18 protein-coding genes are annotated in these 24,590 nt (G+C 37.5%); 9 read left to right on the top strand and 9 right to left on the bottom strand.

What is annotated here, in order from left to right; genetic code table 11:
- Nucleotides 1-5 precede the first annotated feature (5 nt).
- On the bottom strand, nt 6-404 hold the full coding sequence (locus AC27H3_RS08940; protein WP_487105478.1) for a (deoxy)nucleoside triphosphate pyrophosphohydrolase: 399 nt from the start codon (nt 402-404) through the stop codon (nt 6-8).
- 296 nt (nt 405-700) lie between these two features.
- On the opposite strand from AC27H3_RS08940, the gene AC27H3_RS08935 reads away from it, so the two are divergent.
- Complete coding sequence (locus AC27H3_RS08935) at nt 701-1,939, top strand: hypothetical protein (RefSeq protein ID WP_487105476.1); 1,239 nt, start codon at nt 701-703, stop codon at nt 1,937-1,939.
- Between the two features lie 183 nt (nt 1,940-2,122).
- Here AC27H3_RS08935 and AC27H3_RS08930 read toward each other — a convergent pair whose 3' ends face one another.
- From AC27H3_RS08930 to AC27H3_RS08920, 3 genes are all read right to left on the bottom strand, one after another.
- On the bottom strand, nt 2,123-2,527 hold the full coding sequence (locus AC27H3_RS08930) for a hypothetical protein (RefSeq protein ID WP_487105474.1): 405 nt from the start codon (nt 2,525-2,527) through the stop codon (nt 2,123-2,125).
- 350 nt (nt 2,528-2,877) lie between these two features.
- Nucleotides 2,878-3,957 carry a site-2 protease family protein gene (locus AC27H3_RS08925; protein WP_487105472.1) on the bottom strand — a complete coding sequence of 360 codons (1,080 nt, stop codon included), beginning with the start codon at nt 3,955-3,957 and terminating at the stop codon, nt 2,878-2,880.
- A 130-nt stretch (nt 3,958-4,087) separates the two neighbouring features.
- A complete protein-coding gene (locus AC27H3_RS08920) occupies nt 4,088-5,413 on the bottom strand; it encodes a DEAD/DEAH box helicase (RefSeq protein WP_487105470.1) in 1,326 nt (441 codons plus the stop codon).
- 342 nt (nt 5,414-5,755) lie between these two features.
- On the opposite strand from AC27H3_RS08920, the gene AC27H3_RS08915 reads away from it, so the two are divergent.
- Nucleotides 5,756-9,055: a DEAD/DEAH box helicase gene (locus AC27H3_RS08915; RefSeq protein WP_487105468.1), complete on the top strand. Its 3,300-nt coding sequence runs from the start codon at nt 5,756-5,758 to the stop codon at nt 9,053-9,055.
- A 173-nt stretch (nt 9,056-9,228) separates the two neighbouring features.
- Here the strand turns inward: AC27H3_RS08915 and AC27H3_RS08910 are convergent, their stop codons facing one another.
- Nucleotides 9,229-9,834, bottom strand: coding sequence for a DUF1294 domain-containing protein (locus tag AC27H3_RS08910; protein ID WP_487105466.1), 606 nt, complete (start codon nt 9,832-9,834; stop codon nt 9,229-9,231).
- 240 nt (nt 9,835-10,074) lie between these two features.
- Here AC27H3_RS08910 and AC27H3_RS08905 point away from each other — a divergent pair, with 240 nt between their 5' ends.
- Nucleotides 10,075-11,211, top strand: coding sequence for an acetate--CoA ligase (locus AC27H3_RS08905; RefSeq protein ID WP_487105464.1), 1,137 nt, complete (start codon nt 10,075-10,077; stop codon nt 11,209-11,211).
- A gap of 57 nt (nt 11,212-11,268) precedes the next feature.
- Here AC27H3_RS08905 and AC27H3_RS08900 read toward each other — a convergent pair whose 3' ends face one another.
- The 4 genes from AC27H3_RS08900 to AC27H3_RS08885 all read right to left on the bottom strand — a co-directional run bounded on the left by AC27H3_RS08900 (nt 11,269) and on the right by AC27H3_RS08885 (nt 15,752).
- Nucleotides 11,269-13,173, bottom strand: a complete 1,905-nt coding sequence (locus AC27H3_RS08900; protein ID WP_487105462.1) for a polysaccharide biosynthesis protein — start codon at nt 13,171-13,173, stop codon at nt 11,269-11,271.
- A 142-nt stretch (nt 13,174-13,315) separates the two neighbouring features.
- On the bottom strand, nt 13,316-14,497 hold the full coding sequence (locus tag AC27H3_RS08895) for a DegT/DnrJ/EryC1/StrS family aminotransferase (RefSeq protein ID WP_487105460.1): 1,182 nt from the start codon (nt 14,495-14,497) through the stop codon (nt 13,316-13,318).
- A 17-nt stretch (nt 14,498-14,514) separates the two neighbouring features.
- Nucleotides 14,515-15,153: an acetyltransferase gene (locus AC27H3_RS08890; protein ID WP_487105458.1), complete on the bottom strand. Its 639-nt coding sequence runs from the start codon at nt 15,151-15,153 to the stop codon at nt 14,515-14,517.
- On the bottom strand, nt 15,150-15,752 hold the full coding sequence (locus tag AC27H3_RS08885; RefSeq protein ID WP_487105456.1) for a sugar transferase: 603 nt from the start codon (nt 15,750-15,752) through the stop codon (nt 15,150-15,152). The genes AC27H3_RS08890 and AC27H3_RS08885 overlap by 4 nt, the downstream gene beginning before the upstream one ends.
- 233 nt (nt 15,753-15,985) lie before the next feature.
- On the opposite strand from AC27H3_RS08885, the gene AC27H3_RS08880 reads away from it, so the two are divergent.
- The 6 genes from AC27H3_RS08880 to AC27H3_RS08855 all read left to right on the top strand — a co-directional run bounded on the left by AC27H3_RS08880 (nt 15,986) and on the right by AC27H3_RS08855 (nt 24,566).
- Nucleotides 15,986-17,125 (top strand): glycosyltransferase, encoded by a 1,140-nt coding sequence (locus AC27H3_RS08880; RefSeq protein ID WP_487105454.1) that lies wholly within the window; start codon nt 15,986-15,988, stop codon nt 17,123-17,125.
- A complete protein-coding gene (locus AC27H3_RS08875) occupies nt 17,112-18,215 on the top strand; it encodes a glycosyltransferase (protein ID WP_487105452.1) in 1,104 nt (367 codons plus the stop codon). The genes AC27H3_RS08880 and AC27H3_RS08875 overlap by 14 nt, the downstream gene beginning before the upstream one ends.
- Nucleotides 18,202-19,527, top strand: coding sequence for an O-antigen ligase family protein (locus tag AC27H3_RS08870; RefSeq protein WP_487105450.1), 1,326 nt, complete (start codon nt 18,202-18,204; stop codon nt 19,525-19,527). Before AC27H3_RS08875 ends, AC27H3_RS08870 begins: the two co-directional genes overlap by 14 nt.
- The gene (locus tag AC27H3_RS08865; protein ID WP_487105448.1) at nt 19,528-21,042 is read left to right on the top strand and encodes an oligosaccharide flippase family protein; all 1,515 of its coding nucleotides are present in this window, start codon (nt 19,528-19,530) and stop codon (nt 21,040-21,042) included. It abuts the gene before it with no gap.
- 84 nt (nt 21,043-21,126) lie between these two features.
- On the top strand, nt 21,127-22,236 hold the full coding sequence (locus tag AC27H3_RS08860; RefSeq protein ID WP_487105446.1) for a glycosyltransferase family 4 protein: 1,110 nt from the start codon (nt 21,127-21,129) through the stop codon (nt 22,234-22,236).
- A gap of 152 nt (nt 22,237-22,388) precedes the next feature.
- Entirely contained in the window at nt 22,389-24,566 is a 2,178-nt protein-coding gene (locus AC27H3_RS08855; RefSeq protein ID WP_487105444.1) for a TonB-dependent receptor family protein, read from the top strand.
- Nucleotides 24,567-24,590 lie beyond the last annotated feature (24 nt).

The raw sequence follows: 24,590 nt of genomic DNA, 5'->3' as shown, positions 1-24,590 counted from the left end.
AATACTTATAACTGATCATTTTGAAGTTGTTCAACTATTGGAATATCAGCTGCAGCCCAATCAAGTTGATGTAGTTCTGAAATCTTAAGCCACTTTTTATCAATGTGTTCAGTTAGCGTTATATCTTTATGTTTAACTGAACAAATGAAAGAGTGCATTGTAATGAAAAAGTCAGGATATTGATGGTTAACGGTATTAAAGAACTTGGGGTCGTTAATATCTAGATGCAATTCTTCTTTAATTTCTCTAATTATTGCAGTCTCTTTTGTTTCACCTGGTTCAATCTTTCCACCAGGAAATTCATATTTTTTTGAAATGTATTCAAGTTTTGCAGGACCACGTTGAACACAAAGAATTTCCTCTCCGCATTGTATAACTGCTGCAACTACGTTTAACTTTTTCAAAAACACTCCTTTGCTGATAACTCTCAGGAAAATAGTTAGATTTTAGGTATGTTTAATGTATTAACAATTAATACATTTAAATTATAAAACTCTATGCTAATGAAAAACTTAAGTAATCACCACAAATGATCTCAAATAAAAGTAAAACTTGATGAAATTATATTTTCAAACTGCTGGATTATTGCCGTAATACAATTTGGTGGCAGCAATGAATTCTGTCAAATAAATTAATTGATTTTTCTTAGCTGATAACTTAGCTACAATAGCTTTATCACTAGACCAATAAAAATATTCTCATGAGCGATTTCATTCCCGAGTTAAGTAAGTTCAGCGCTGCAAATGACAAGAATAAGCCGTCTAGTACGCTATCTTCATTGTGGATAAAAATAGAAAAGCATCAAAAGCGTAATGCTAACTTCATTAAAAAAAGAAGTAAGCTGTTTGATCAATTTAAACAGCAAGCACAGCCCGCTGAACAAAAATTGGCTGAGGCTATTACTGCACAAGCTGAGCACCTAATACGCTTTCTCTCAAAAAAGTCATTAACCGATAAGCAAAGGAATGAGCTGTTAGGGTGGATTTCGGATGAAATCGATTATTTAGCTACACATCCTTTTTCTGAAGGTATTGATGTTGCTGATTTACGTGAACAAATAAATACAGAGTTAACACTATTGGCGGAAAGTTTAGACCAGGCGGTAGATGAAGAGAGTATTGTCGAGCTAGCTAACATGTTAGATGAGATGTTTGATGGCGAAATGCAGTTTAATCGTGAGGAGCTAATTGAGATAATTAAAAATCCTGCTTTGATCCAAGATCATATTCAACGCTTTCATGAAAAAATGCATGAGGAGGAATTGACAGAGGAGGATGAATATAATGCAAAGCTTGATGAAGAGTTCGATGCAGAATCTGATGAAGACTTCTTTGACGGTTTTGATTATCAGGACTACAGCGATTTTTCAGAGAGAGAAAATAGGCATGAGCTAGGTATCTTGGAAAAATTATTTAAAGGCAGCCAATTAAATAAAATGTATAAGCGCCTTGCCGCTAAGCTACATCCAGATAAAGAAAGTGATGCCACTAAAAAAGCGATTAAGCATGATTTAATGCAGCAGCTTGCAACTGCCAGAGAAAATAAAGATGTGTTTACACTGCTAACGCTTTACCACGAGCACATTGACGACGACTCTTTCAACTTTGATGCTGAAACATTAGCGGCAATTGAAGCTTTGCTATCGAAAAAGGTGAGTGAATTAAATGCTGAGCTTAAGGAGTTAAAGTCGGCCGATACACCTGAAGCTATTGTTTGGGAACATTTTCATGGTAGAAGCAATAAAATAACCACAGAGAATATCGTGATACATGCCGAACGATTAGAAGATGAAGTGATGTCTATTAACCAGTTTATTGTGAGTACTTCAACGTTAAAAGCACTAAAGACTGAGTTAAACACTCGCATTAAGCAACGAGAATCGTCACCTTTTTTTAACTTTGATGATGACTTAGAGTCAATGTTTGGGGTGCCATTTTAGACGTGCCATTTTAGGCTGTTTAGCTAGTATGTTTGTTATGCTTAAAGTCGCAAACTAGTCGGTATTATTTATTGGCTAGTTTGCTTGTTAACTTGATGGTAGATGCATAATTAGTTATATAAAACACTGAAATCTATAGCCGTTATTGATTAATCATTTGATTTAAAATCCTAGCACACTTCCTTATTGCGAATGCACCAAGCCCGTATCATCCCGCTCAAAACCATGACAAACATAACCCACTAACTGGCGTTTTTTCTTTGATATTTGATGAAAATGCTCAAAGCCAACTGAAAAGGCAAAGGGATTAGCGTTATAGTCGGCATACGATTGATCTGCGCCGTTCTTTGCTTCACGAACACCTGCAGCAAATGAGCTTAAAAAGTCGTCGCGATTATTGAGTAAAATAACGGTAACGCCGGTATCGCTTTCAACAAGCTCTAATGTACCTAGTTCAATATACTTATCAACTACCGTGTTATTGAAAAAACCACTGTATTGCTCGGTTTCTACATCATAAATAACGGCTGAGTTATCTGTTGCTTCCATTAAAGAGACAAACAATTCTCTTACTTTTTTTGAAATCAAACTTTGTTCCTTTTTACTTTGAATTTTGTTTTAGATGTATTTTATTCATTATTGTCAGTCGTTAGCATAGCGTTCAAAAAGTAATGATAGATCGCCAGCATCTATGGTTATTAGCGCAGCATATCAATAGATTTATGAATTCACCACTTTGCAAGAATTTAAATAATTATAGGTAATACATTGATATAAATTAATTATTAATATTCCATATATCTAAGGAGATATAACAACTAATTTCCATATATATAAGGATTTTAAGGTGGTTATACTGACTACAAGAGGAATAAAAGCTGATATCAGAGTCGATATCAGCGAGTCGTTACTACCATGTTATTTGAATCTAAAAACTATTAACTACCTAATATTTTAAGCGGTAGTGACAAGGCGTCGTTGCCCGTTTGGCCCACTAGCCAAATAATAGCGCTTAAACCGCCAACGGTAACCACATACCATATTGCAGATACCACTTGTGCATAGCGATTAAGTGGCAGTAATTGGCTTAGGTGTCGACGTTTATATTCAAAAAATATTTCAATGCTACCAATCGCTAGTAAAAAGCCGAGTAAGGCTAAACCAAATTTGTAGCTAAGATAAATACCCAATGCAGCGCCAAGGGCACAAGCGACTAAGCCAAGTTTAGAGTTAATAGAGAAAGCGACACTTTTAAGTACATGGCCGCCATCTAGTGGCAATATTGGCAACAAGTTAAATAGGTTGAGTAGGGCGTTGAATACCGCTAAACCGGCTAGTATTTCTAGGTCAGTTATCCAGTAACCAATTAAACAGGCAAGTGAGAGTATTAAGCCGAAAAACGGTCCCATAATGGAAATAACTACGTCTTGCCAACGTGTATTAATTTTGTCGTCACTCAGTGCTAAACCACCAACAAAAGGGATAAGGTAAATGCCTTTGGTTTTTAAGCCGAAGTATTTCATGGCTTTAATATGGCCATACTCGTGAAAAACTAAACACAGGATAAGCGCTATGGCGAATTCAATGGAGAATAACCAGCTATAAGCGGCTAAGCTGCCGGCGGCAAATAATACTTTTATGACTTTGGCACTTTTTAGTAACTTTAAGCCAAGACCCGCCATGCCAACCAAACTAAATTTTAATGGCTGTTTTTCACGAACAATAACGTCTTGTTGCTCAATGTCTTTTTCTTCTAATGAGTTTTTTTGTATTTCTTGGCCGTTGATTAATAGTTGATATTGCAGCGCAAAAGGCTGCCACTGTAATGTGCCATTAAGCTCTACTTGTAGCTCGCCTTGCTCACTTTGCAGGGAAAACTGATGTAAAAATGTATCGCTATCGGCATTTGCATCTATTTGCGATACACATTGGTCGTCCCAAAATAGCTGTTGCCAGCCCGCCATAGAACCTTCTAATCTTAATGTTTTGCCTAAACACTCTGTTACTAATAACTGCACTGCATTACCTTTACGTGAAAGCTTACCTTAAAGCCTTACCTGACTATCGCTGGTTGTTTGCCGAAGTAGCGAAGGCCTTAGATTTTGGAAAATAATTATATTTTATAGCTAATAAATGATCCAACGTAGCTTATTCTTGGTCGCTATGATCGGCCCAAATATCAGCATTGATGGTTTTTTTCTTTTTACGTTTTTTCTTGCCGCTACCTTCAGGTGCTGCCATCGGCTTACTTTCAGCTAGCAATTGGGCTAATAGTTCGTCATTAAGGGCCTCGTCAACTTCAAAACCCTCAACTTGTTCGCGCTCTAAACGAATTTTATGCTTCTTTTCTATCACTTTAAAGTGATGATAATCTTCATAATCGATCAGTGATAAGGCTAAACCAACTTCACCAGCGCGACCACTTCGGCCAATACGATGCATGTAATCTGACGGGCTTCTTGGCAGATCAAAGTTGATTACAACTGGCAGTTTTTCAATGTCTAAACCACGGGCAGCAATGTCGGTAGCAATTAATACGTCAATCTCACCAGCTTTAAATGCTTCAAGCACTCTACTACGTGCACCTTGGCCTTTATCGCCATGAAACACTTCAGCAGTAATGCCACGTTTAGAGAGTTTTGACGCTAAATGTTCACAGCTGTTTTTAGCATTAACAAAAATAAGCGCTTGTCGCCATTTATGTTGCTGAATTAGATAAGCTAAAAGGGCGGTTTTTTCGCCTTTATTTACGGTGAAAACTCGCTGTACTAAAGTACTGCTATCAGCACTTTGTACTTGTATTTCAATCGGGTTCTTGAGCAATTTTTGCGTTAATTCTTTTACTTGCTCAGGAAATGTCGCTGAAAAAAGTAAGGTTTGTTTTTTAGTTGGCAATAACGCTAACAGTGCAGACAACTCTTCAGTAAATCCTAAACTTAACATTCTGTCGGCTTCGTCAAGCACTAAGGTATTTACTTTATCGAGCTTAATTGCATTACTTGAAATTAAATCGAGTAAACGGCCAGGTGTTGCTACTAAAATATCACTACCGCCACGTAATGCTAGCATTTGTGTGTTGGTAGATACGCCGCCAAAAACCGCAACGGTTTTAATTTTTCCGTTAAAGTGTGCGGCGTAAGACTTAATGCTATCAGCCACTTGTTTAGCTAGTTCGCGGGTAGGTACTAAAATAAGACCCGTAACAAAATTACCTTTTTGTGCTTGCTCTGTGTTTGATTTTTCTGCCTGCACTTTTTGCAAGTGTATTTTTTGCAGCATAGGCAAGGCAAAAGTGGCGGTTTTACCTGATCCGGTATTTGCTCCTGCAATTAAGTCTCGTCCAGCTAACACACTAGGAATAGCTTGCGCTTGAATAGGTGTTGGTTGCTGATAATCTAGCTCGGTTAAGCGAGCTAATAAAGCTGGCACAAGGTTAAGTGCTTTAAAGTTGGCAGGCAAAGTTGCAGTGGTCATTAATGTTGGGGCTCAAACAAGGGTAATTGGGTATTATTTTAGCGTATTTATGGCTTGCTGAGTAAGTTAATTTTGTTAATGCTAACGAGATAAACAGGTTTGCCATTTAGCTAAATTAATGATGATATTGGTGAATCTTTAAATTTAAATTTATTTTTATCGTTTATGCCAATGCTGTACTTATGCATAAGTAGTGATTATGTTACTATTCGTATGAAATATGAGTAATCTGTTGTTAGTTATAGCGCTTAAAAGTACTATAGCTACTTTATCTTTTGAGAAGAAAATCGTCTTAACTTTTCAACTTACCAATAGGCTTAAGTTCTTAATAATTAAAATCTTATGGCAATAAATATCTTCACACCTGAACTACTTGAACGACACTTTAGTAAAAATGAATGGAAAAAAGGCGCGAGAATTTTTCAATCTAAAGGCGTAAAAACATGTGCGCTTGACGGTGAAACTATTCGCGGTGTTGTATCAAGTGAGCGCGCCAATCAGTCAACGTATTTAACACGTTTAGTTTTTGAAGGAAAAAACGGTGATATTGCCAGTTATTGTGATTGTTATATTGGCCGAGACTGTAAGCATGGAGCAGCGCTAGCACAACGCTTTATCGATCAACACTTTGATCCAAACAGCACGGCTTCGCCAGAAAAGGTCATTGAAAAATGGCTTAATCGTTTTCAAGCACAACCGACGAGATATCAGCCGAATAATCTCCAAAAATCGTTATTATATTTCTTAAAGCCAAATAGTTACGTTGACGACGATTATTACACTTTATCGATTAAATCTTCGCGCGCCAAAGTCAGTGGTGGTTGGAGTCAAACATTAAGCACTGAACATTCTGCCAGCTCATTAATCAATAGCGCATACGCGAATAACGATGACGTAGCGATAATTACCGAGCTTATGCGTACTAATCAGTTTGGCGATAATATTAAGTATTTTGATTTATTTGAACAAATTATCAAAACTAATCGTTGTTTCTGGCAAACAAGCTTTCATTTAGACGAAGCGATTACCTTAGGTGAACCTTTAGAGGCGCAATGGCAATGGCAAGCACTGGGTAACCATTTGCACACCTTAGAGCTCGTTTTTAACAAGCCAACTGACCATATTATTATCATTAAAGCGCAGCCACTGTGTTACTACGATGAGCTAGAAAATTGTTTCGGAAAAATTAATACCAATACCCAATGTGACTTTGAAGCTGATTTACTTAATTCGCCGATTTTTGAAGAAGATAAATTACCTTGGGTAATGAATAAACTGTCGATGTCGTTAGGTGATGCAGTACAGCGCTTACCTAAGCCGAAAACAGAATTCTCGCAAGAATTAACTAAACCTGAAGTTTATTTACATTTTTCAACGCCTTCAGAAACTAATCCTGAAACCGGTTATGTAAAAGTTAATTTTTCTTATCAGGGAAGCTTAGTAAACCCACATGATAAAAATGTCACTATTTCGCCAGACAATATCAGCAACGCTAAGGTTAAGCTATATCGAGATTTAGCCTATGAACAAAGTGTTGTAGATAAATTAACGAGCCTAAAATTTAGTGTGCAGCCTGAGCCGAAGCGCTACACTTTTACTAATGAAGACTATTTAAATAAAAAGAAAACCCCGAAATTTTCAATGCTAATGCAAGGGCGATTTTTTTGGCAAGCACTTGTGCATCAAGAAATTCCGTTACTGAAAGAACTCGGTTGGCATATTAGTTTTGCTGACAATTTTTATTATAAAGCCCTTTCAACGGATAGTATTTTTGATGCAGAAGTTATTGAAACCGATGATCATGACTTTTTCTCGTTAGGGTTAAACTTAACGGTTGATGGGAAAAAAATGCCGGCGTTCCCTATTTTACTTGGCGCCATTGAACAATTACCAAAGTCAGCTTTGCTTGATCGAGAAAAAGAGCAACTTATTGCGCCAGAGTCACTTATTTATGTTGATTTAGACAAAGGCGATTTTGTTGCTTTGCGTTACAAAAGTATTCAGCCCTTATTGAAACAGTTTATAGAATTGTTTATGCCGAATGCTTTAAATAGTGACGGTACATTGCAGCTTTCGCGTTTTCAGGGCCATCAAACATTATCAATGTTAGACGATCAAGGCATGATCGCTACGGGTACCAGTAAACTAAGAGCATTGGCTGATAAATTAAAAGGTTTTCAAAAGGTCACCACTGTACCTGTACCTACGGGTTTAAACGCAACCTTAAGAACATATCAGCATCAAGGGTTAAATTGGTTACAGTTTTTGCGCGAATACCAGTTAAACGGTATTTTGGCTGACGATATGGGTTTAGGTAAAACTATTCAAACCTTGGCGCATTTGTTGATTGAAAAACAGCAAGGCCGATTAACCAAGCCTGTTTTAATTGTTGCACCCACCAGTGTTATTTTTAACTGGGCCAACGAAATTGAGAAATTTACGCCACAGCTTTCATATCAGGTTTTACACGGTAGTAAACGCCAGCAGCACTTTAATTGTTTAGACCGAGATGAAGGCCAAGAGCCAGTTGATATTATAATTACTAGCTATGCACTGATTATCAAAGATTTAGAGCTATATCGTGAGCAGCCATTTTATTACCTTATTCTTGATGAAGCACATTACATTAAGAATACAAAAACACAATTGTACCAAGCATTTTTGTTACTTAAAGCTCAACATAAGTTGTGCTTAACCGGTACACCCATGGAAAATCATCTTGGTGAATTTTGGGCACAATTTAACTTTTTATTACCGGGCTTTTTAGGCGGGCAAAAGCAATTTACTAAACTCTTTAGAACGCCAATTGAAAAGCATGCTGATCACGAACGTAAATTATTGCTAAATCAGCGTATTAAGCCATTTATATTACGTCGAACTAAAGACAAAATTGCCACAGAATTGCCGCCAAAAACCGAAATAATTCAAAAGCTGCGTATTGAAGGTAAACAAGCCGAACTGTACGAGTCGGTTAGGCTTGCAATGGACAGTCGCTTAAAAGATATTATTGCTGAAAAGGGCTTAAAACGTAGCCAAATTGAAGTACTTGATGCACTGTTAAAATTAAGACAAGTTTGTAACCACCCTAAGTTGTTATCGCTTGAAGGCGCTAAAAAAGTGGAGCAGTCAGCAAAACTTGATTATTTAATGGAAACATTGCCTGAGCAAATTGATGAAGGCCGTAGAATATTAATCTTTTCGCAGTTCACTAGCATGTTGGGCTTAATTGAAGAGGCGTTAATAGCCGCTAACATTGGTCATGTGAAATTAACCGGCTCAACCACGAAAAGACAAGATGTTGTTGATAAATTTCAGCGCGGTGATGTGCCGGTATTTTTAATCAGCTTACGTGCCGGTGGTGTAGGTTTAAACCTGACGGCTGCCGACACAGTGATACATTTTGACCCATGGTGGAATCCTGCAGTAGAAAACCAAGCCACAGATAGAGCGCATCGTATTGGGCAAAATAAACCTGTTTTTGTTTATAAATACATTATTGAAAATTCAATTGAAGAAAAAATTCAACGTATACAACAAAACAAGGCAGAGCTAGCAAAAGCGCTATTGTCAGAAGAGGTTAGTGATAATAAGCTCAGCTTAACCGATGATATTTTAACGTCGTTACTAGCGCCATTAGATTAGTGCTGTTGGTTTTGTCGTTATTAATATATCGCTAAAACTGCTGGGTTAAGCATATACCGCTAGTTATACTAAGTTATTTCTTACCTGAAAGACTTAACGCTATTTCAGTAGTATAAATCTTAGAAGTTATTGATTTATATTACTGAATTTATATCGACATTTTTGCTTAAACCTCAGTTAAAAATTGCTAAAAATTTAGCTCCAGCCGAAGTTTGTAACCCTATTAACATGCCAAGGTTAATCATAACGGTTAGCCAAAATATAACGCGAAAGTCACGCTTTGATGATTTATGTCGTAATAGTTGCTGGGCTAATGCCGCACCTGGCCAACCGCCAGCTAAAGCAAGTATATGTAAAGTGCCTTCAGATGTTCGCCAAGCTTTGCGCTTTGCTTTAGATTTATCAAAGGCATAAATGAGATACGTTATAAAGCTGAGAGAAAGATAGAACAGCATTATTTTTTGCGGAAAATAACCTAAAAACGCTGTAATCACGAGTAACGCAAGAAAAGTAAGTGATAAGAAAATTGAGAATAGACTAACTTTTTTAGGCTTTTTTTGCTTTAATTTTTCACCGGAAAATGTTGCCTCACACGCGCAATATCTATTGTCGCTATCTTTGGTGATTGAAAAGGTAATAACGTCTTTTAATTTTGGCTCTCTTTGGCGATTTTCAAAAGCGGATTTATGAATAAACACATGGCTTCCGCCGCCAGTAGGGGCAATAAACCCATATGCTTTATCAGCATGCCATTTAATTAACTGTCCTTTTAAACGCACTGTATTGATCCTTCTATACGATATCATCCATGATAAGTTTATAATGAGGTTCCTGGTAAACCAGTTTGGTTTACTTATTCAAGACTACCCCATAATGTAAAAAAAAACACTATGGCTAAATATGAATTTAGTAACAAAAAATATCAAATAATATTTAATTATGATTTATAGATGTCTGTGCTAGCGTAGTTTTTTAGATTGTCATACCATGGTGTTCTGTTTTAATTGGTGATTTTACTGATGCGATTTTCTTTTTCTTTATATTTTTCTTTGCTCTTCTCTATAACAGCAACAGCTCATGCCTTCACAGAAGCCCCAGTGAGCTTTTTTGCGCTAGATAAAGCCCCTGAACTTGGAAAGATGGCGAACTTTAAAGCTAGTGCACTATGCAATGTAGCGGATAAAACTCAGTATTATTTAGCGCATTTTAGTGAAGATAAATTTGCAGTACATGCTGGAAAGGTGTTTGATGAAAGCGTTACGCTTTCGAGGGTTGAGCAAACTTTAGCATTTATTTGCCAAACTTATCGTGAAGATGTTCGAGCTAATCGCCATAGTCGTTTACATGACCCTGACTTTCTCACTAGTCACTTTGATTTCTATCGTTGGACACCTGATATTGCAAGCGCACGCTCAATCGCCCTTAAAAGTACGAACGCTAGAAAAACAAGTATGTTAAATGATATTCCTACAGACAAAATATTTTTAACTAAGTATTACACTAAATTATTAACTGCCAGCGATGTTAAAACGTCGGTTTATAATCAGGCTTTATATGCGTTGCCCTATGATGAGCTAGGCTTAACGTTAGCTGAAGCGAATAATGATCCAACCATTACCCGTAATAAGTTTACGCGCCAAGAAATAATTTCTGGCGTATTAGAAGAGAAAAAATTAGCTAAAGCGTTAATTTGGTTAACAGAAGAAGCACTGCATGACGTGCTATTGCAAGGCACAGGTGTTGTTGACGTTAATGGTGTGCGACGTTACTTTAATGTTCATCGTAATAACGGCATTGCTTATGATTATGCGATAGGTAAGCGTGATCAAGCGCGCTATTGGTATTTTTCAGAAGTGCCTAGCATTATGGGTTATGGTGAAAAGCTTGAAAATAAAATAGCGATTCAACCACAAGTGTCTTTTGCAGGCAATGTTGCTGATCTCGGTTTAGGTAAGTTATTTTTGGTGAGCTATAAACAAGCAGGTAATGATGTATCACGTTTAGGGGTACTGTCTGATCAAGGTGGTGCTTTTGACAATAATTTATTTCAATTAGATTTATTAGTTGATAGTTACTTTGGCTGGAAAGATTATCATCAAGCTAATAAACAGTTACCTGATTATGCCAACGCTTGGCTAATGCTTATTAAGCTGTAGCTCACATTTTAGTGCTAACGGCGTAAGCGCTATTTAAATAGAGCAAGAGAGTATTAGCTAAGCCACAATACTACAAACAGGTTGCTTTTTTTCTGCTTGGTTTATAGTTTCAATTGTTGGTTTGTAATCAAGTGGTGCCGCGATTAATATTTGACGAATTTTAGCTTCATCTTCATCACACATAGCGTCTTTTAATTGATCAATTATTTTTGCTACATCACTATAATGCAATGAACGTTCGTTGGCGGTTAATATACGCTGGTGTTTAGTTTTACTTGCCTGATCACCAATAAGTAATTCCTCGTACAGCTTTTCACCCGGTCGTAAACCGCTGTACTGTATTTCAATATCACCGAGTGGGTTTGCAACATCTTTAACTGTTAAGCCCATTAAATGTGTCATTTTATATGCTAAGTCGACTATTTTTACTGGCTTACCCATGTCTAATACAAAAACGTCACCACCAGTGCCCATAGCTCCTGCTTGAATTACTAACTGTGCAGCTTCTGGAATGGTCATAAAGTAACGAATAATGTCGGGATGGGTAATGGTGATAGGGCCGCCACGCTTAATTTGCTTTTTAAATAACGGCACTACTGAGCCAGAAGAGCCTAATACATTGCCAAAACGTACCATGATAAAACGCGTGTTATGATCTTTTTTAGCAAAACCTTGTAGTACCAATTCAGCTAAGCGTTTAGTGGCACCCATTACATTGGTGGGCCTTACCGCTTTATCGGTAGAAATAAGCACGAAAGTCTCTACCTCACAGTAGATAGCAGCTTGAGCGATTTCATATGTGCCCAATACGTTATTAGTTACCCCAGCAATAACGTTATTCTCAACCATAGGAACATGTTTGTATGCCGCGGCATGATAGATAGTTTGTACTTTGTGCTTATGAAAAATATGGCTCATTAACATGCCATTTTGCACATTGCCAATTAAAGGCTCTATGTGCAGAGGGTTAAGGCTTTCTGCTAATGTTTCAGTTAATTCTTGGTGAATTTCGTATAAGAACGCCTCACTCACATCAAGTAATATCAGTGCCTTGGGCTTGTTTAGTACGATTTGTCGACAAAGCTCTTTACCTATTGAACCACCAGCACCCGACACCATAACGACTTTGTCAGTAATATTGGCACTGAGTAATTCTGTAATTGGCTCAACCGGTTTTCGGCCAAGTAATTCATCAACAGAAACTTCTCTTAGCTCATCAATACCACGTTTACCTGATACTATGTCTGACATATCAGGCACAATTAATAACTCAAGGGCATAGGGCTCTAAGTGCGCAACTATTTGTTTTAAGCGCGCTGGGTCAACGGTAGGTATGGCAATTAATACTTTGAATTGTCCATGCTTTTTAATTAACTTTGCAATATTGTGATGCGAGTGGATTTTAAGTCCTAAAACTCTACGACCTACATAGCGTTTCTTTTCATCGAGAAAAGCTAATGGTTGATACTTTTTACCTTGAGATAAGGCATGCACCAGTTGCCTGCCTGCACTACTAGCCCCATAAATAACCACACCTTCTCGTTCATCAAATAAATTTTTTCTTGAAATTATGCTAACTAATGCTCTTGCCCCAGCAATGTTGATACTGGCAATAACGAAAAATACTATCGGTACAGAACGAGGAATGAATGCGTCAAAAACTAGGCTGCTTAAATAAAAAATAAAACAGGCAACAAGTAGTAATACTTGAACTTTAAGGAAGGCTTTGGCATTGAAAAACCGTACAAAAGAGCTGTAAACATCGAAGATATAAAAGAGTGTAAGTGTTGATGTTGCTACCGCAACGAAAGCAATGTTCTCATGAAGAGAAAACTCAATGTTCTCGATGCCTAAGCGAATAATATAAGCAAAATAAAATGCCACTGCCAATGAGAATAAATCGTATACTAATGCTAATAACAACTTAATAGCACTTGGAATTAAGTCAATTCGTCTAACCATGAAAATGTACCCTACTACACTACACGCCGTTTTTAATGCAAACTGCATCAACGATCTTTGTTAGGTATTCTTGCAACATATAGTTACATTGTCATTACTTAATTTAACTAAAACTATAGATATTTACTCTTACTATAGCGCTTTATAATTTGTTATTAATAATATCAAGCGCTTGGGTGAGTGATTCACATACATTACTTATTTCATTATGAGTAATTGTTGGATGTACTAAGAACATTAAACTTGTCTCACCAAGCGTTTTTGCCTGCTTTAGTGCCACTTTTGGCTGAAGATCGGTGTTATTGAAGGCTTTTTCTTTATAAACTTCTGAGCAGCTTCCAGAGTAACAAGGCACATTAAGCGCATTAATAGCGGTAAGTATATCGTCACGTAAGACACCAGCAGGTAATTTGCTTTGATCGACAAATACGTAACACTTGTAGAAAGCATGTTGAATATAATTTGGCACTGTCGGTACGATTAACCATGAATACTGACGACATACTTGGAATATTTTTTCAGCATTTTCATTACGTAGTTTGGTCCAAGTAGGCATACGCTTAAGTTGGATGCGACCAATGGCTGATTGCATTTCAGTAAGTCGCCAATTGGTACCAAAACTTTCATGTAACCAGCGATAACCAGGTGGGTGCTGTTTTTCATAAACCGCCTCATACGATTTTCCATGATCTTTAAAAGCCCACGCTTTACGCCAAAGGTTTTCGTCGTTAGTTGTTAACATTCCGCCTTCACCACCTGTGGTCATTATTTTGTCTTGGCAAAATGACCAAGCACCAATATGGCCAATACTTCCAACCGATTTTCCTTTGTACTTGGTACCATGAGCTTGCGCACAATCTTCTATTACATATAAATTATGCTGCGTGGCAAGGGCCATAATATCATCCATTTCACAAGGCCAACCGGCTAAGTGAACACATATAATTGCTTTGGTTTTTTCGGTTATTACGGGTTTAATTGTTGCAGCGCTTATGTTTTGACTGTCCAGTTCAACATCAGAAAAAATAGGCGTTGCACCCGCATTAATAATACTACTGATGGAAGCGATAAAGGTTCTGGAAGTTACAATAACTTCATCACCTTGGCTGATATTTAAAGCATGTAAAGCCAGGTCTAACGCCAAAGTACCATTAGCAACAGCCACGGCATATTTACAGTCAGTATACTCGGCAAACTCTTTTTCAAACTCTCGCCCTTGTTGGCCAGTCCAGTAATTAACTTTATTTGATTGTAATACTTGGCTAACCGCAGTTATTTCTTCTTCGCTAAAGCTAGGCCATGGTGACAGATGCGTATTGAGCACAGGTGATCCTATAAAATTTAAATGAGTGAACGAACAGGAAGGGCTGGTACGCCCATGTACAGTTGATTACTTTGGGTAGATTTGGTGATTACTGCGCCTGCACCAGATTGGGTATTTGGGGCAATGGTAATATATTCAACAACGGCACTGCCGATACCCAACCATGATAATTTGCCAACCTTAACACCGCCGGCAATATTCACTCCAGGAGAAATATGGCAATAAGCCTGAATATGACAATCGTGATCTATAGTTGCCGCCGTGTTAATAATACAACCTTCATCAATGCGTGCGCCAATATTAACCACGGCATTGGCAAAAATAACGACGCCATAGCTAATCGAACTATGTTGGCTAACAAAGGCCGTAGGATGAATTAATGTTGCTAGGTAGCACTGTTTGGCCACGAGCTGCGCTATTAATTTAGCCCGTATTGTGTTGCTGCCAATAGCAACAATAAAATCGGCGTTTTCACGGTAATTAACCCAGTTGGCGGTAGGGCCAGACACTTGCCAATGGCTATTCGCGTTGAGTCTATCTAAGCAGTCATCAAGAAATATAATGTCATTGTAGTAACCTAGACTTAAGGCACAGTCGGCGACAACCAAGCCATGACCACCAGCACCAATAATTACTAAGGTTTTATTTTTATTCATGATTGGCCTGTAAATTTGCTCATGGTAGCTTCACCTTCGGCGTTAATGTCGGCTTGTGAGAAAACCTTTTTAATGGTCAGGTAGATAATTTTAATATCTAACCACAAAGATTGGTTCTCAACATACCAAACATCGAGTTCGAATTTTTCTTGCCAGCTGATCGCGTTACGGCCATTAACCTGTGCCCAGCCGGTAATACCTGGTTTTACATCATGCCTTTTTGCTTGTACTTCAGAATATAATGGCAAGTATTCAACCAGTAACGGTCGAGGACCCACTAAGCTCATATCACCTTTTAGTACTGACAAGAGTCCTGGTAGTTCATCTAAACTGGAATTTCTGAGTTTTATGCCAAAAGGCGTTAAACGTTCTTGATCTGGTAAAATATTACCATTTTTGTCTTGAGCATCTCGCATGGAACGAAATTTTTTCATGGTAAAGATTTGACCATTCAATCCAGGGCGTTTTTGGCTGAAAAGTACCGGTTTACCAAGGTTTTTAGCAACTTTAAAAGCAACAATAATATATACGGGTGAGAGAATAATTAGCGCTGATAAAGCCGCTAATATATCAATAATTCGTTTGATAATTTTATACATAATAACTGGCCAGCCTTCAGGAAACCGAAAGCTGAAATGTTCCGTTTTCGCTTTTTGACTTTATTTTCCAATATAACAGGAGTAAATTGAACAGTACAATAATAACAAATCGATTTTCATATCTAAGTTTTCTTATGCACGCTGTTGTTCGTTTATATGATTTATTACGTTGCTGCTCACTTCATGTTAGTTCTATCGCCAGCCAAGCTCATTTATAAAGGCTAACGATTATTATGTTGAATAAAACTGCGCCAAAGCGCGTTTTGCATGTGTTTATGAATTTAAATCTTGGCGGGGCAGAAAGCCGTATTATGGATTTATTTCGTAGCCAAGATGCACATGTTTTGATCAATGACTTTGTGATCATGACTGATGAGCATTGTTATTTTACTGATGAAGTTCTCGATAAAGGCGGTAATATCCATGTAATTGATAGTCCGCGTAAGGGGATTGTCAGAAACCTTAAGCAGTTATATCAACTACTCAAGACTAACCCTCAATATGATGCGCTGCACGCTCATACTTCTTACTATTCTGGTTTGTGTGTTTTTATTGCTTTTTTGGCAGGCATTCCAGCGAGAATAACCCATGCTCGCAATACGAGTACTGGCGCAAATAATTTATCATCTAAGGTTATGTTGTCAGTAGGTCGTTGGTTAAGTGCGGTATTTGCCACTAAGCGTTTTGCCATTTCAACAGACGCTGGCGTTTTTTTGTATGGTAAGGGCAAAAATAAAAGACATTTTGAAGTGGTACCTAATGCTTTTGATTTTCGCAAAGTAAGACATAAAAGTGCTATTAATGGTCAAGAGAAAGTAACATTCAACCTCAAGCCTAATCAACTGAATATTGTTTGTGTTGGCCGTTTTTATGCGGTTAAAAATCATGATTTTTTATTATCAGTGATCAGTGAATTCGTGCAAGTACGCCAAGATTTTTGTTTGCACTTAATTGGTGATGGCGAGCTAAAAGAAAAACTACAAGCTCAGGTTATAGCTTTGAAACTTGAAAACCATGTAAAGTTTTGGGGTAAAAGAGCTGATGTTGATCAGTTATTGTCTTTATTTGATGTGATGGTGATGACTTCAAAAAGTGAGGGTCTTGGCGTTGCAGCATTAGAAGCACAAGCTGCAGGATTGCCTTGTGTGTTATCAACGGGTATTCCTGAAGAAGCCGATATGAGGTTGGGGTTATGTCGTTATATTGATTTAAATGCTGGGTTTGAGCCTTGGGTAAAAGCCATTGAAGAACAAACTGAGTTAGCAACTGTCAGTAAAGTTGTGATTGACCAACAATTCGAACAACGTGGCTATAGTTTGTCAGCAACTCGTCAACGCTATTTGGATGCATATTTACGTAATGAAACAAATTAGAATATTGCAGGTTATTCCTGCGCTGACCTTAGGCGGTATATCGTCTGTGGTGATGAATTGGTATCGACATTTAGATGCCAGCAAATATCAGTTTGATTTTATTAGTTTTAATGATGGCCCACTCAGAGCTGAAATTACAGCTCGAGGGGGGAATATATTTATTATTCCTACGATAAAGCAAAAACCTTTTCAGCACTTAAAAGCGCTAAATGAAATTCTTTCCAACCAGAATAAGTACGATGTTGTGCATGTACATAACAGCTTTAAAAATGGTGTTTTACTGGGGGTGGCAAAACAAAAAGGTATTAAGGTAAGAGTGTGTCATTCTCATACCAGTGGCGTTGAAAACAAATTTTTGTTGCCATTTATGTCGTTATTTAAAGCAATTGTTACTCGCGCAAGTAATGTGCATTTAGCCTGCGGTAAGGAAGCGGGTGAGTTTTTGTATGGCAGTAAGCCTTTTACGGTGATTAATAATGCTATATCAGTACAGCGATATTTAGCAGATAAACAAGATACGAACAAAATAAAAACGCAGTTTTCTTTACCGAAAAATAAACAACTTGTGTTACATGTGGGGCGTTTTTCAATAGTAAAAAATCATCAGTTTTTATTAGAGCTAGCAAAAGATAAAACACTCAACCCTGGTATACATTTTGTTTGTGTTGGCGAAGGGCCACTAAAAGCCGATTTTGCTGAAGCTATTCAACAAGAAGCTGTGCAGTCTCGTTTCACGTTATTACCTGCAACACCTGATATACCTTTATTATTAAAAAGTGCAGATGCTTTTATTATGCCGTCGCTATTTGAAGGCATATCGGTAGCTTTATTAGAAGCACAAGCAGCCGCGCTACCTTGTTTAATTTCAAACACAATCGCGAAAGCATCAGACATGGGGTTAGCGTTAGTAACTTTTAACCCGCTTGACGATCTGTCACCTTGGCTGATGCAATTAAATAATTTACCTCTGGTTGAGCTAACCGCAGATAAAGTTACTGAAGCATTTTTAGAGAAAGGTTTTTCTACCGAAAGCGTGTTAGCACAATTAACGAATATTTATAGCTCACGTGATATGTATGCTCGCAACTAAATTATCGCAATTACTAAAGGTAGAGGTTGGGTTATGCGCTTTGCTTATTGTGTTATATGGCATCACTAATAGCGCACCTTTATTATTAATTGTTGTGCTAATTGGCGTTATTTGTGCATTTTTATTACCCTTTGGGCGTAGCATTCAATTAGCTATTTTTTTGCTACCTTGTACGGAAGTTTTTACCCAGTCACCTTATATTTCCATATCATTACTTACTTGCATTTTTCTGGCGATGTTTGGTCGATATTTAATGACGCATGTGGCACATACACATTACTCTCAGCCTGGTTTGTTATTAATGTTATTAGTACTTGTGTATGAGCTAATGCATATATTATATAACCCAGCAATGGCTTCATTTGTAACTGTGCGTTGGTCTATATTTTTTATTTTTACCTCCTTGCTTTTATTTGATAAGAATAAATATTGTTCGTTTTTTCAGTTGCGTTTTGTGTTGTTATGCGGGGTAATTACCTCAACACTGTTTGGTTTAATGCATCAGTATTTTGGTGCTGCGGCGACACATTCTGTGAAAACTATTGCTCGATTTGCAGGTGGTGCGGGTGATCCTAATAACTTTGGGTTGTTTTGTTTATTACTGATTTATTTCTACTTACCCGTAGTACCAAGAGCAAAGGTATCGAGATCAACATTTTTAATTATTTTACTTATGCTAGCTTTTGGGGCACTTACCGTATCTCGTAGTTTTTTTATTGTTGCGACTTTAAGCTTATTTACCTATTTTATTTTTTATTTTCGTTCAGCAATAGGCGATATCTTTGTAAGATTCCTGCTGTTATTAAATTTTCTCCTGATATTATTTTGTTTATATTGGATAAGCGGTGCGTCGTTTATCGGCGATTTAGATATATTTGTTCGATTCAATGGCAATAATTTATCCGACTTAACTGGCTCTCGAAGTGATATATTGCAAGCTTATCTGCAATTGTTTTTAGATTTACCTTATAATTTTGTGCTATTTGGTGCCGGCATTAATGGTTACTTAGTGCATTATAATCACTATTTTTTACAGGCTGGCCTATTTAACGAAGTTGTAGGGCCGCACAATACCTTACTTGAAATAATGATAAGCTTTGGCTTTATAGGTTTTACCTTGTTTGCGACTTATATCTATTTCGGCTTTCGGGCAGAAAGGAACCGCGTAGCTAGTAACCATATATTTCGTTTAGCTTGGTTACCCATTTTAGTGTTTTTATTGTACTGCTTTAGTCTGCAAAACCTTGGGAAATATAGTAGTTACTTTATTCTAATGTTGATCATATATAACACCTATAGAAAAGACACCTAAATGACAGACTTAAGCCGTGAAAGGCGCAATGGCATTTTATTAAGTTATGGTTCAATTGCCATTCGAAATGTAGCCGCTCTACTTTTAATTCCCTTTATTATAAATCACTTAGGCGTTAGTGATTATGGCATTTATAGCTTAGTTTCGGCCTTGGCTGGTTACCTTATTGTATTGGAATTTGGCTTAGCAAATACCACAATTCGCTTTTTATCGGTATATCAGGCAAATAACGAAAAAGAAAAAGCGTCTGAATTTATCAGTAGTATGCTGGTGATATATGGTGCTTTGGCAGCATGTGTTATTGGCATTGGGTTACTTATTTGGCATAAATTGCCGTCGATATTTCAGCACTCAATGTCGTTACCTGAAATTCAATTACTGCAAGTTGCTTTTTTAGTATTGCTAGTGAATGTGGTTATTACTTTAATGAGTAATTCACTTACTGGCATTATTAGCACTTACCAACGCTTTCGCTTTCAAAAAACCACTGAAATACTCGTGTTTATAGCGCGTTGTATTATTGTTGTTGGCTGTTTAGAGGTAGGTTATGGCGTATTAGCTATTGTTGTTATAGATACGGTGACTAACTTTGTGCACAGCATCATTCGTTTTTGGTATATCAAACGAAATATTGATATTCAATTTAAGGCAAAGTTACCTAATAAAGCGACCTTAAAAGAGATATTTATTTATTCATCTTTTATTGCGCTAAATGTAATTGTTAATCAAATTAATTGGCGCGTAGACAACTTAATCATTGGTACATTAACTAACAGTAAAACGCTGGGTATTTTCAATATTGGTAGCCAACTACTGTTCAGTTTTATTGCGTTTGCTAGTGCAATATCAAATATATTTATGCCCAAAATAGTACAAATGGTAAAACAAGGAGTGAGTAATACGGTACTGATGGCGCAACTTTGTATTATTGGTCGATATCAAATGATAGTACTTGGCTTTGTTTTTGTGGTATTTGCTGCTTTTGGTGAATTATTTATCCAACTATTTGTCGGTGCTGATTTTTCACAAGCCTACTGGGTTACCTTAGTTTCAATGGTGCCGCTGATGTTTGTGTTAGCTCAAACGTCGATAAATGCCGTATTGCAAGCACTGAATAAGCATAAGGTTCGCAGTTTGTTGTTATTGGTGACCGCTATAGCGAACATTATTATTTCTATTATTTTAGTGAAAAAAATCGGCATGGTCGGCGCCTCTTGGGGTACCGCTTTCGCCTTATTTGTTGGTGAGTTATTACTCGTTAATATTTATATGTATCGTGTTATTGAATTAAATATGTGGCACTTATATCGTGAATTAATACGCTACTCTTTACCCGCAATATTACTAACCTTGGCATTTGCTTTTGCCATATCCAATTATATATCCGCTACTTGGTTTGGGTTGTTTTTTGCGTGTGGGCTTACCGGCGTTGTTTACGCAATATGCAGTTATTTCGTGAGTTTAATACCAAGTGAGCGACGAAGGTTGAATCTTTTATTTTTAAAAGTGACATGACCGCCCTTATTTTCTGCACGTATGTTTATGTTGTTGTAAGGAACATAGGGTTATTGAACCGTTACAGTTATTTAAGGCAGTATTTTGAAAATAGTAATTATTGGCGCTTACCCTAATTCTATCATTGGTTTTCGTGGCCCCTTGATCAGCGCATTTGTTAAAGCAGGGCATGACGTTACCGTTATGACAGCACCAGCCTCAGAAGAAGTTGTAAGTGAAGTTACCGCGTTAGGTGCAAGCTTTAGACCTTATTCAGTTGAGCGCAATGGATTAAACCCAGTTGCTGATCTAAGAACATTATTCGAGATTAAAAAAGCTTTAAAATCATTAAAACCCGATCATGTACTCGCCTATACGATAAAACCGATTATTTGGGGCGGAATTGCGGCTCGTTTTATCGGTTTTAAAAACTTCCACGCGATGATCACGGGGTTAGGCTATGCCTTTGAAACAGGCAGTTTTGCCCGTAATTTGGTTAATATAATCGTTAAGCAGTTATATAAATTCTCATTAACCAATGCGAAAAGCGTTATTTTTCAAAACCAAGATAATCGACAGCTATTTGTTGAGTTAGGGTTAGCCGATGCCAACAAGTGTTATCGTGTATTTGGCTCCGGTGTTGATATTTCGGCTTACCAAAAGCAACCCTTACCTGAGCAAGCAACAACCTTTTTACTGATTGCTCGCTTGTTGGGTGATAAAGGTATAAGAGAGTTTGCTGAGGCTGCCAAAATAGTAAAACAAAGTTACCCTAACGTTAAGTTTCAAGTGTTAGGTCCTTACGATAGTTCACCAGATAAAATTAGTGCGAGCGAAGTAGCTCAGTGGCAAAGACAAGGCCATATTGAGTATTTAGGGGAAACAGATAACGTTAAGCCTTATATTCAAGCATGTCATATATACACATTACCTTCTTATCATGAAGGCTTACCAAGAACCGTATTAGAAGCCATGAGCATTGGGCGACCCATATTAACCACCGATGCTGTAGGGTGTCGAGATACAGTAGTGAATGGCGAAAATGGTTGGTTAGTACCTCCGCGTGATGCTGGTGCCTTAGCAGTTAGAATGATTTGGTTTATTGAAAACCCAGAGCAGTGGCAAAAAATGGCAGCAGCTAGCCGACTTATGGTGGAAGAAAAGTTTAATGTAACGCAGGTAAATGAAGCCATTAGTAACATTATGCAACTTTAAACGCGGGTGTTGATGGCGGGTGTTAACTGCTGTATTTTTGAAAGTTTTCTTTGTTAAATAACAACAAATAATACAAATGATATTGATTCCTATTTAGTTTCGTGATTAAATGCGGGCAATTAAAATAATTGTCTCTTTTTATAGGTTTATCCATGCGAATTTCACCTCTTTTTCAGCCAGCGTTAATCGCTCTATCGGTTGTTACTTCTATTGCGAATACTGCTCAAGCAGCTGACGACATAGAGCATTTAGCTATTTTTGGTAATGCTCAAGCGGTAAATGATGTGCCTGGCAGTGCTCACATGATTTCTCAAGCAGAATTAGAGAAATTCGATTTCACCGATATTATGCGTACATTAACCTCGGTTCCTGGCGTTTATGTTCTTGAAGAAGATGGCTATGGTTTACGTCCAAATATTGGTATGCGTGGCACAGGTCAAAATCGCAGTGAAAAAGTTACAATTATGGAAGACGGTGTTTTAGCTGCTCCAGCACCTTATTCAGCTCCGTCTGCTTATTACTTCCCAACTGCCGGTCGTATGCAACAAATTGAAGTACTTAAAGGTACGTCAAGTGCTATGTATGGACCACGTACAACGGGTGGCGTAGTTAACATGCTTTCGCGTAGTATTCCAAGCGAGGCACTTGCAGGACAAGTAAATTTAAGCGCTGGTGAAGATGGTTTTGCTAAAGCACATGCTTATGTTGGTGGTGCTGGCGAAAACGTATCGTCATTATTTGAAGTGTTTCGTTATCAAGCTGATGGTTTTAAAGATGTAAACCATACCGGTGATGATACTGGTTTTGTTAAAAATGACATTATGGCAAAAATTCTTATTAACAGTGATGCCGATGCAAAATATTACCAAGAGTTAGAGTTTAAATTAAAATATTCTGATGAAAGCTCTGATGAAACTTACATGGGGTTAACACAGAGCGATTTTGACGCTAACCCATATTCTCGTTATTCAGCATCGCAGCTTGATGTTATGGACACAGAGCATAAGCAATTTCAGGTAAATCATAGTATTAAGTTGTCTGATCGCTTTGTTTTAGGAACTTCTGCTTACTTTAACGAATTCAGCCGTAACTGGTACAAAACCAATAAAGTGAATGGTAAAAGCTTAAGTGGTGGTGGTATTGATATCGCTTCTGCGTTTGACAATGGTACGTTCGAAGATAACGAAATCAGTGTTGAAGTTAAAGCTAACAGCCGTGATTATGAGTCAAAAGGTATTCAAACGGTTCTAGATGCTGACTTTGGTGCTCATCAAGTTAAATTTGGTGCTCGTTACCACGAAGACAGTATGGACAGATTTCAATGGGTTGATCTTTATCAATTAGATAACGCCAATTATGAAATGAGCTTAACCGATGCTGGTGTTCAAGGCACTGACTCAAACCGTATAGATTCAGCGAAAGCTGTCGCGTTATTCATTCATGATGAATATACCATTGGTGACTTTATTATTAATGCCGGTTTGCGCTACGAAGATATGACTATTTCGCGTAAAGATTGGGCAAAAGGTGTTGTGGATAGAAACGAACCAACATCAAAAGATGTGAGTAACGATGTGGATGTTTTATTGCCTTCACTTGCTGTAACTTATCGTGTAAATACTGATTTAGTGGTTATTGGTGGTGTACAAAAAGGTTTCGCTCCGCCAGCTCCGGGTAACGATAAAACAGAAAATGAAGAAAGTATTAACTATGAGTTAGGGTTACGTTTTAATAAAGACGCGTTAAATGCAGAAGTATTATATTTCTATTCTGATTACGAAAACATGCATGGTAATTGTACGGCGAGCCAAGGTTGTGATGAAGAAAACATTGGTAACCAATATAATGCGGGTGAAGTAAAGGTTTCAGGTATCGAAGCTAAAGCAGGCTATGAGTTTGCTGCAGGCTCGGTAATGATTCCAGTGGGTTTAACTTACACGTTTACTGAAACAGAGTTTCAAAACTCATTTGAATCAGGTTTAGATACTTGGGGTGATGTTGTTGTAGGCGATGAGCTACCGTATGTACCAGAAAATCAATTACAACTGAATGTTGGTGTTGTTGGTGAAAATTGGCGTGGTGATGTTTTAGTACGCTATATGGATGAAATGCGCACAACGGCTGGTCAAGGTGTAATATTACCAAGCGAAGCGATAAAAAGCCGAACAGTGGTAGACTTAGCTGCACATTACAACCTTGCAGAAAACCAAGAAATTACCCTTAATGTTGATAACTTACTTGATAAAGAATACATGGCGACACGTACTCATGGTTCAATCATGGCTGGTAAACCACGCAGCGTTACCTTAGGTTATAAATATAGTTTTTAGTATAAAGAGTTTAATGCTGATGAT

Source organism: Colwellia sp. NW0002-52-1 (assembly GCF_057550865.1).
The sequence above is the reverse complement of the archived record's forward strand: the minus strand, read 5'-3'. Positions and strand labels throughout refer to the sequence as shown.

Excerpts from the sequence above, each read along its gene's own strand:
- AC27H3_RS08935 (WP_487105476.1), top strand. The coding sequence starts at position 701 with ATGAGCGATTTCATTCCCGAGTTAAGTAAGTTCAGCGCTGCAAATGAC.
- AC27H3_RS08890 (WP_487105458.1), bottom strand. The coding sequence starts at position 15,153 with ATGAATAAAAATAAAACCTTAGTAATTATTGGTGCTGGTGGTCATGGC.
- AC27H3_RS08855 (WP_487105444.1), top strand. The coding sequence starts at position 22,389 with ATGCGAATTTCACCTCTTTTTCAGCCAGCGTTAATCGCTCTATCGGTT.
- AC27H3_RS08900 (WP_487105462.1), bottom strand. The coding sequence starts at position 13,173 with ATGGTTAGACGAATTGACTTAATTCCAAGTGCTATTAAGTTGTTATTA.
- AC27H3_RS08870 (WP_487105450.1), top strand. The coding sequence starts at position 18,202 with ATGCTCGCAACTAAATTATCGCAATTACTAAAGGTAGAGGTTGGGTTA.
- AC27H3_RS08875 (WP_487105452.1), top strand. The coding sequence starts at position 17,112 with ATGAAACAAATTAGAATATTGCAGGTTATTCCTGCGCTGACCTTAGGC.
- AC27H3_RS08920 (WP_487105470.1), bottom strand. The coding sequence starts at position 5,413 with ATGACCACTGCAACTTTGCCTGCCAACTTTAAAGCACTTAACCTTGTG.
- AC27H3_RS08865 (WP_487105448.1), top strand. The coding sequence starts at position 19,528 with ATGACAGACTTAAGCCGTGAAAGGCGCAATGGCATTTTATTAAGTTAT.
- AC27H3_RS08885 (WP_487105456.1), bottom strand. The coding sequence starts at position 15,752 with ATGTATAAAATTATCAAACGAATTATTGATATATTAGCGGCTTTATCA.
- AC27H3_RS08905 (WP_487105464.1), top strand. The coding sequence starts at position 10,075 with ATGCGATTTTCTTTTTCTTTATATTTTTCTTTGCTCTTCTCTATAACA.
- AC27H3_RS08915 (WP_487105468.1), top strand. The coding sequence starts at position 5,756 with ATGGCAATAAATATCTTCACACCTGAACTACTTGAACGACACTTTAGT.
- AC27H3_RS08880 (WP_487105454.1), top strand. The coding sequence starts at position 15,986 with ATGTTGAATAAAACTGCGCCAAAGCGCGTTTTGCATGTGTTTATGAAT.